Raw genomic sequence first — 7,876 nt, 5'->3', positions numbered from 1 at the left:
TCTACCCGTCGAGCGTCGTCATGAACGCCGTGCCCGCCCGGCCCTCGCCCGGTCTCGATCCGCCGCTCCGCGGCTACTCGACCAGCATCTACGGGCGCTCGCCCGGTCTCGATACGCCGCCGCGCGGCTACTCGACCACCAGGAGGACACCGGCGGCCGCAGGCTCGCCCTCCGATCCGCCACCCTCTCGCCGCACCCTCCGAGGCGAACCGGCGATCCGCGTGTCAGCGGATCGTCGTAGCCGGACGCACGACGCTCTCACGAACCCGGCCACCCTCCCCAGCCGACCGCGCCGAGCCGGTCGGGGACCGGCTCGGAATTCAATACAGACAGTTCGGCCCCAGCAGGCTCTTCAGCTCGCCGAAGAGGTCCGGGGTGATGCGCACGGGGAACGGCACCTCGAACACGCGGGCCGTGTCGCCCTTGATGAGCTTCAGGCGCACCTCGGTCTGGCCGGAGTGGCGGATGAGCACGTCGCTGAGCTGCGAGACCGTGTCGGTGGTCGCGCGCGACTCGGGCATCGAGACGGTGAGCGGTCCCGAGTCGCCGTCCTGGCTCATCTCGGGGGCGAACAGGCTGAACGCGTGCAGATTCATCCCGTCGTCGCGCATGCTGACGCGGCCTCTGACGACGACGATGGAGTCGTTCGTGAGCGCCGGGGCGAACTCCTGGTACGCCTTCCCCATGAACATGCAGGTGATCTCGCCGCCGAAGTCCTCGACCTGGATCATCCCGTACTGGTTGCCGGAGGCCTTGGCCATGCGGTGCTGGACGCTCGTGACGAGGCCCGCGACGACCACGGTCTCGCCGTCGGCGATCGTCTCCGAGATCAGCAGGTCGGCGATCGTGGTGCTGTAGTGCTTGGCGAGCTCGGTCTCGAGTCCGGCGAGCGGATGGTCGGACACGTAGAGCCCGAGCATGTCGCGCTCAAAGGCGAGCTTGTCGCGCTTGGCCCATTCGGGCCGCTCGGGCACCTGGATCGCGGCGTGCGGCTCGTCCCAGAGGCTGTCGAAGTCGAAGCCGACCTGGCCGTTCGCCTCGTTGCGCTTCTCCCCCACCGCCGCCTCGACGGCGTCCTCGTGCACCTCGACCAGGGCGCGGCGGGTCGAGCCGAGCGAGTCGAAGGCGCCGGCCTTGATGAGCGACTCGATGGTGCGCTTGTTGGTCACCTGCAGCGGCACCTTGCGGAGGAAGTCGTGGAACGTCTCGAAGCGCCCCTTCTCCTCGCGGGCGGCCCGGATGCCCTCGACGACGTTCATGCCGACGTTGCGGACGGCGCCGAGGCCGAAGCGGATGTCGGTGCCGACTGCGGTGAAGAAGCCGATCGACTCGTTGACGTCCGGCGGGAGCACCTTGATCCCCATCCGCCGGCACTCGTTGAGGTAGGCGGCCATCTTGTCCTTGGAGTCGCCGACGCTGGTGAGCAGCGCGGCCATGTACTCCGCGGGGTAGTGCGCCTTGAGGTACGCCGTCCAGTAGGAGACGACGCCGTACGCCGCCGAGTGCGCCTTGTTGAAGGCGTAGTCGGAGAAGGGCAGCAGGATGTCCCAGAGGGTCTTGACGGCCTCCATCGAGTAGCCGTTGGCGATCATGCCGCCCGAGAAGCCCTCGAACTGCTTGTCCAGCTCGGACTTCTTCTTCTTGCCCATCGCGCGCCGCAGCAGGTCGGCCTGCGCGAGCGTGAAGCCCGCTAGCTTCTGCGCGATCGACATGACCTGCTCCTGGTACACGATCAGGCCGTAGGTCCCTCCGAGCACCTCCGAGAGCGGCTCCTCGAGCTCCGGGTGGATCGGGGTGATCTCCTGCACGCCGTTCTTCCGCAGCGCGTAGTTGGTGTGGGAGTCGGCGCCCATCGGGCCCGGCCGGTAGAGCGCGAGGACTGCGGAGATGTCCTCGAAGTTGTCGGGCTTCATCAGTCGGAGAAGGCCGCGCATCGGGCCGCCGTCGAGCTGGAAGACGCCGAGCGTGTCACCTCGGGCGAGGAGGTCGTAGGCGGCCTGGTCGTCGAGCTCGAGGTCCTCGAGCACGAGGTCCTGTCCGCGGTTGGCGCGGATGTTGTCGAGGGCGTCGTCGATGATCGTGAGGTTCCGCAGCCCCAGGAAGTCCATCTTGATCAGCCCGAGCGACTCGCACGCGGGGTAGTCGAACTGCGTGACGATCTGGCCGTCCTGCTCCCGCTTCATGATCGGGATGATGTCGAGCAGCGGATCGCTGGACATGATGACGCCGGCCGCGTGCACGCCCCACTGGCGCTTGAGGTTCTCGAGTCCGAGCGCGGTGTCGAACACCAGCTTGGCCTGCGGGTCCTCGGCGATGACGTTGCGCACGTCGAGCGCTTCCTTGTAGCGCGCGTGGGCGGGGTCGTTGATGCCGCTGAGCGGGATGTCCTTGCCCATGATCGCGGGCGGCATGGCCTTCGTCAGCTTCTCGCCCATCCCGAACGGGAAGCCGAGGACGCGCGAGGCGTCCTTGAGAGCCTGCTTCGCCTTGATGGTGCCGTAGGTGACGATCTGCGCGACGCGCTCGTCGCCGTACTTCTCGGTGACGTAGCGGATGACCTCGCCGCGGCGACGGTCGTCGAAGTCGACGTCGAAGTCGGGCATGGAGACGCGGTCGGGGTTGAGGAAGCGCTCGAAGATCAGGCCGTGGCGCAGCGGATCGAGGTCGGTGATCTTCATCGCGTAGGCCGCCATCGAGCCGGCACCGGAGCCGCGGCCGGGACCGACGCGGATCCCGTTGCGCTTGGACCAGTTGATGAAGTCGGCGACGACGAGGAAGTAGCCGGGGAAGCCCATCTGCAGGATGACGCGGGTCTCGTAGTCCGCCCGGTCGCGCACCTCCTGGGAGATGCCGTCCGGGTAGCGCTCGCGCAGTCCGGCCTCGACCTCCTTCACGAACCAGGTGTCCTCCGTCTCGCCCTCCGGCACCGGGAAGCGGGGCATGTAGTTCGCCGAGGTGTCGAACTGGACGTCGCAGCGCTCCGCGATGAGGAGCGTGTTGTCGCAGGCCTCGGGGTGGTCGCGGAAGACCTGGCGCATCTCGCGCGGCGACTTGAGGTAGAACTCGTCCGCGTCGAACTTGAAGCGCTTGGGGTCGTCGAGGGTGGTTCCGGACTGCACGCAGAGCAGCGCCGCGTGCGAGGTCGCGTCGTGCGCGTGCGTGTAGTGCAGGTCGTTGGTGGCGACCAACGGGAGGTCGAGGTCCTTCGCGAGCCGGATGATGTCGCCGATCACCCGCCGCTCGATGTCGAGGCCGTGATCCATGATCTCGGCGAAGAAGTTCTCCTTGCCGAAGATGTCGCGGTAGTCGGCGGCCGCCTGGCGGGCCTCCTTGTACTGGCCGAGGCGCAGGCGCGTCTGGACCTCGCCGCTCGGGCAGCCCGTGGTGCCGATCAGGCCCTCGGAGTACTGCGAGAGGATCTCGCGGTCCATGCGCGGCTTGAAGTAGTAGCCCTCGATCGACGCGCGCGAGGAGAGGCGGAAGAGGTTGTGCATGCCCGTCGTGGTCGAGCTGAGCAGCGTCATGTGGGTGTACGCGCCGGAGCCGGACACGTCGTCCCCTCCGCCGTCGCCCCAGCGGATGCGGGTCTTGTCGGAGCGGTGCGTCCCCGGGGTGAGGTAGGCCTCGGTGCCGATGATCGGCTTGATCCCCGCCGCCGTCGCGGTGCGCCAGAAGTCGAAGGCGCCGAACACGTTCCCGTGGTCGGTCACGGCGATGGCCGGCATGCCCTCCTCGACCGCCGCGTCGATCAGCGGCTTCACCCGCGCTGCACCGTCGAGCATCGAGTACTCGCTGTGCACGTGGAGGTGGACGAAGGAATCGTTACTCGGCAAGGATGCGCCTCCGGCGGACTGCGGGCAGGGGAGGGATGGCCGGCGACCCGGGAGGGCCCGTGGACACGGCGGGAAGAAGTCTAACCGCGCCGGACGCGGGTCCGGCCGGGAGAGCGCGGATCACTCCCCGCGCAGCACCTCGAGGGCGTGCACCAGGTCGTCGGGGTACGACGCCTCGAACTGCACCCACTCCCCCGAGCCCGGGTGGGTGAAGCCGAGCCGGACCGCGTCGAGCCACTGGCGGGTGAGGCCGAGCCGCTTCGAGAGGGTCGGATCGGCGCCGTACATCGCGTCGCCGACGCACGGGTGGCGCTGGGCGGCCATGTGCACGCGGATCTGGTGGGTGCGGCCGGTCTCGAGGTGGATCTCGAGGAGGGAGGCGAACGGGAAGGCCTCGATCGTCTCGTAGTGGGTCACCGAGGGCTTGCCGTCGGCGCGGACCGCGAACTTCCAGTCCGAGGACGGGTGGCGGCCGAGCGGGGCGTCGATCGTGCCGGCGAGCGGGTCGGGGTGGCCCTGCACGACCGCGTGGTAGACCTTCTCGACCGTGCGGTCGTGGAACGCGCGCTTGAGGTGCGTGTAGGCGCGCTCGGACTTCGCGACGACCATGAGGCCGCTCGTGCCGGCGTCGAGCCGGTGCACGATGCCCGCGCGCTCGGCCGCACCGGAGGTCGACACGGTGAAGCCCGCGGCGGCGAGGGCGCCGAGCACCGTCGGTCCCTCCCAGCCCACGGCGGGGTGCGCGGCCACTCCGACGGGCTTGTCGATCACCACGATGTCGTCGTCGTCGTGCACGATGCCGAGGCCGGGGACCGCCATCGGCACGATCCGCGGCTCCTCGCGCGGGCTCCACTCGACGCTCAGCCAGGTGCCTGCGTGCACGCGGTCGCTCTTGTCGAGGACCCGTCCGTCGGCGCTCACTCCGCCCGCCTCGGCGACCTCGGCCGCGAAGGTGCGCGAGAAGCCGAGCAGCTTCGCGACGGCCGCGTCCACGCGGAGGCCGTCGAGCCCGTCCGGGACCGGCAGCTCTCGGGACTGCGCCATCAGCGTCCGCCGGGGCGGTCGGCGTCGCGGGCCGCCTCCTCGACGGAGGAGGCCGCTGCGGGGGCGCCCGCTCCGGGGGCGGCGGGAGCGCCGTTCTCGGACACGACCTGGGCCTGCTCGTCGCGGCCCGCGCGCTCACGGGTGCCGTCGAGGCCGACGCCCCGCACGCTCAGGAGGACGAACAGCGCCATCGCCGTGCAGATCGCGATGTCGGCGACGTTGTAGATCGCCGGGAGCAGCCACGGCGTGAAGAGGAAGTCGACGACGTGTCCGAGCCCGAAGGAGGGCTCTCGGAACAGCCGGTCGAAGAGGTTGCCGAGGGTGCCGCCGAGCAGCAGGCCGAAGAAGACGCCCCACGCGGTGGAGCGGATCCGGCGCGAGAACCAGATCACGGCGACGACGACGCACGCCGCGATGATCGAGAAGATCCAGGTCGACCCGCTCGCGAGGGAGAAGGCGGCACCCGGGTTCTTCACGTAGTGCAGGATCAGGACGTCGCCGAGGACGTGGACGTCCTCGCCCAGGGGCAGGTTCGTCGTGACCAGGAACTTCGCGGTCTGATCGATCGCGAAGACCGCGAGCGCGACGAGGCCGAGGGTGACGAGCACCCTCGGCCTGACGTCCGCTGCGGCGGGACTACGCCCCAAAGCCCGACAGCGAGGACTCCGTCGACGCCGGCTGGGTGTCGAGGTCGCGGAGCTGGCCCTCGATGTAGCTCTTCAGCTTCTGGCGGTACTCGCGCTCGAAGGTACGGAGCTCGTCGATGCGGTGCTCGACCGTCGCGCGCTCCTCCTCGAGCTTCGCGACCTGCTGGCGCTGCTTGGCCTCGGCCTCGGCGACGATGCGGGCGGCCGTGGCACGGCCCTCGGCGACGAGAGCGTCGCGCTTCTCGGCACCCTCGCGCACGTGCTCCTCGTGGAGGCGGCGGGCGAGCTGCAGGAGTCCGCTGGAGCTCTCGGCCTCGTCGACCGGAGCCGACTGCGAGGAGCTGACGGGAGCGACGACCGGTGCGGGAGCCGGGGTGGGCTCGGGCTCGGGCTGCGGCTCCGGCTCGGGTGCCTCGTCGACCACCGGGGCGGGAGCAGGAGTGCTCTCGCGCGGGGCGTCGGGGACTCGGGCGTCCGACGGGCGGCTGTCGCCGGAGGAGAGGCGCTGACGAAGCTCCTCGTTCTCCTGGTTCAGGCGGCGGAGCTCCACGACGACCTCGTCGAGGAAGTCGTCGACCTCGTCCTGGTCGTATCCCTCACGGAACTTGGTCGGCTGGAACCGCTTGTTGACAACGTCTTCGGGAGTGAGCGCCATGGCTTTCCACCTTCGATTTCAAGTAGGTACACGTTTAACAACGCGCGACTAAAGCTAGCAACTTCAGGCGCACGGCGCAGTGCTGACACCGCGGGGAACGTCCGGACGTGCCAACGATACAGGGACGGTCAGGCGCGCTGGAGCCACGTGGCGATGTACATGCCCACGATGACGCAGAGCATGGTGAGGCTCCAGCCGAAATCGAGGGCGATCGGACCGATCGAGACCGGCTTGATCAGGCGTCGGAAGAAGCCGATCGGCGGGTCCGTGACGGTGTAGACGCCCTCCGCGGCGACGAGGCCGGCACCGCGGGGGCGCCAGTCGCGTCGGATCACGCGGACGAGGTCGAGCACGAACCGCGCCCACATCGCGAAGAAGTAGAGCAGCAGCACGAAGTACAGGACGCTCCCGAGGAGCGAGACGACGGAGGTCACCGGGGGCCAGGGCTCCCCGGGATCAGGACTTCGCGAAGAACGACGCGTCGGCGTCGCTCTCGGCGGAGGCGGAGTCGCCGGCGACGGTGATGTGCGACGGCGAGAGCAGGAAGACCTTGCTCGTCACGCGCTCGATGCGGCCGTAGAGGCCCTGCGAGAGTCCGCTCGCGAAGTCGATGAGGCGGCGGGCGTCCGCATCGCTCATCTGCGAGAGGTTGATGATCACGGGGATGCCGTCGCGGAAGTTCTCCGCGATGACCTGCGCGTCGCGGTACTGCTTCGGGTGGACGGTGAGGATCTCGTTCATCTCGGCGGGTGCCGTCGCCTTCGGGGTCTGGGGGGTGGGCTTGCGGAGCGGGGTGACCGTCGCGCGGGGCTGCTGCACCGGCTCGACGGGAGGGACGGGCTGCACCGGGGAGACCGGTGCGCGGTGGGCCGTCGCCGGGGCCGCCTCGACGGGCTCTGCGCGCTCGTACTCGACCTCTTCGTCGGCGAGTCCGAGGTAGACCATCGTCTTCTTCAGCGGGTTGGCCATGGGGTGTCCTCCGTGTCGTGTGTGCTCCCACAGGTGGGTCACCACGAGGTTAGGTGCGGGCGGGGCGTTCTCCGGTGATTGCCGATCCGATTCGCAGGTGTGTCGCACCCTCCGCGATCGCCTCGGCGAAGTCGTTCGACATGCCCGCCGAGATCGCCGTGGCGGAGGGCTCGACGGCGCGCACGCGGTCGGAGATGGACCGGAGCCGGGCGAACGCCGGACGGGGCTCCTCGTCCAGCGGGGCGACCGCCATCACGCCGCGCAGCGTGAGGCCGGGCGCCCCGGCGAGAGCCTCAACGAGGGGCTCGACGTCGGCGGGCGACGCTCCCCCGCGGTCGGGATCCTCGGTGAGGTTGACCTGCAGGAACACGTCGAGCGGCTCCTCCCCCGCCTCCAGCAGCGGGACGAGCGCGAGCCGGTCGACGGAGTGGACCGCGTCGGCGTAGCGGCGCACCTGGCGCGCCTTCTTGCTCTGGAGCTGCCCGATGAAGTGCCAGCGCGCAGCGGTCCCCGCCAGCTCGGCCGACTTCTCCTGCGCCTCCTGGTGCCGGTTCTCGCCGAAGTCGACGACGCCCAGCTCGAGGAGGTCGCGGAGCAGCGACACGGGGTGGAACTTGGTCACCACGATGGTCGTGATCGAGGACGCCTCGCGACCGGCAGAGCGGGTCGCGTCGGCGACCCGCTCGGAGACCTCGGCCCAGCGCGCGGCCAGCTCCGGATCCGGCACG

At 69.7% G+C, this 7,876-nt stretch carries 7 protein-coding genes; all 7 read right to left on the bottom strand.

Translation table 11 applies throughout. The features are described 5' to 3' along the window. Positions 1 to 320 precede the first annotated feature (320 nt). The gene (gene dnaE, locus C5C36_RS09295; protein WP_374954346.1) at positions 321 to 3,782 is read right to left on the bottom strand and encodes a DNA polymerase III subunit alpha; all 3,462 of its coding nucleotides are present in this window, start codon (positions 3,780 to 3,782) and stop codon (positions 321 to 323) included. 171 nt (positions 3,783 to 3,953) lie between these two features. After that, positions 3,954 to 4,877, bottom strand: a complete 924-nt coding sequence (locus tag C5C36_RS09290; RefSeq protein ID WP_104233341.1) for an RluA family pseudouridine synthase — start codon at positions 4,875 to 4,877, stop codon at positions 3,954 to 3,956. After that, on the bottom strand, positions 4,877 to 5,485 hold the full coding sequence (gene lspA, locus C5C36_RS09285) for a signal peptidase II (RefSeq protein WP_104309617.1): 609 nt from the start codon (positions 5,483 to 5,485) through the stop codon (positions 4,877 to 4,879). The genes C5C36_RS09290 and lspA overlap by 1 nt, the downstream gene beginning before the upstream one ends. 28 nt (positions 5,486 to 5,513) lie before the next feature. Further along, positions 5,514 to 6,179, bottom strand: coding sequence for a DivIVA domain-containing protein (locus C5C36_RS09280; protein ID WP_104267391.1), 666 nt, complete (start codon positions 6,177 to 6,179; stop codon positions 5,514 to 5,516). Between the two features lie 128 nt (positions 6,180 to 6,307). Beyond that, positions 6,308 to 6,613: a YggT family protein gene (locus C5C36_RS09275; protein WP_258059242.1), complete on the bottom strand. Its 306-nt coding sequence runs from the start codon at positions 6,611 to 6,613 to the stop codon at positions 6,308 to 6,310. A 22-nt stretch (positions 6,614 to 6,635) separates the two neighbouring features. Continuing rightward, entirely contained in the window at positions 6,636 to 7,148 is a 513-nt protein-coding gene (locus tag C5C36_RS09270; RefSeq protein WP_104222599.1) for a cell division protein SepF, read from the bottom strand. A 49-nt stretch (positions 7,149 to 7,197) separates the two neighbouring features. Then, on the bottom strand, positions 7,198 to 7,875 hold the full coding sequence (locus C5C36_RS09265) for a YggS family pyridoxal phosphate-dependent enzyme (protein WP_104309616.1): 678 nt from the start codon (positions 7,873 to 7,875) through the stop codon (positions 7,198 to 7,200). Between the last annotated feature and the right edge of the window lies 1 nt (position 7,876).

The organism is Rathayibacter sp. AY1G1 (assembly GCF_002932095.1).
Taxonomy (GTDB): domain Bacteria; phylum Actinomycetota; class Actinomycetes; order Actinomycetales; family Microbacteriaceae; genus Rathayibacter.
Note: the sequence above shows the minus strand (reverse complement) of the source record. Positions and strands in the feature narration are given on the sequence as shown.

Excerpts from the sequence above, each read along its gene's own strand:
- dnaE (WP_374954346.1), bottom strand. The coding sequence starts at position 3,782 with ATGCTCGACGGTGCAGCGCGGGTGAAGCCGCTGATCGACGCGGCGGTC.
- C5C36_RS09290 (WP_104233341.1), bottom strand. The coding sequence starts at position 4,877 with ATGGCGCAGTCCCGAGAGCTGCCGGTCCCGGACGGGCTCGACGGCCTC.
- C5C36_RS09280 (WP_104267391.1), bottom strand. The coding sequence starts at position 6,179 with ATGGCGCTCACTCCCGAAGACGTTGTCAACAAGCGGTTCCAGCCGACC.
- C5C36_RS09270 (WP_104222599.1), bottom strand. The coding sequence starts at position 7,148 with ATGGCCAACCCGCTGAAGAAGACGATGGTCTACCTCGGACTCGCCGAC.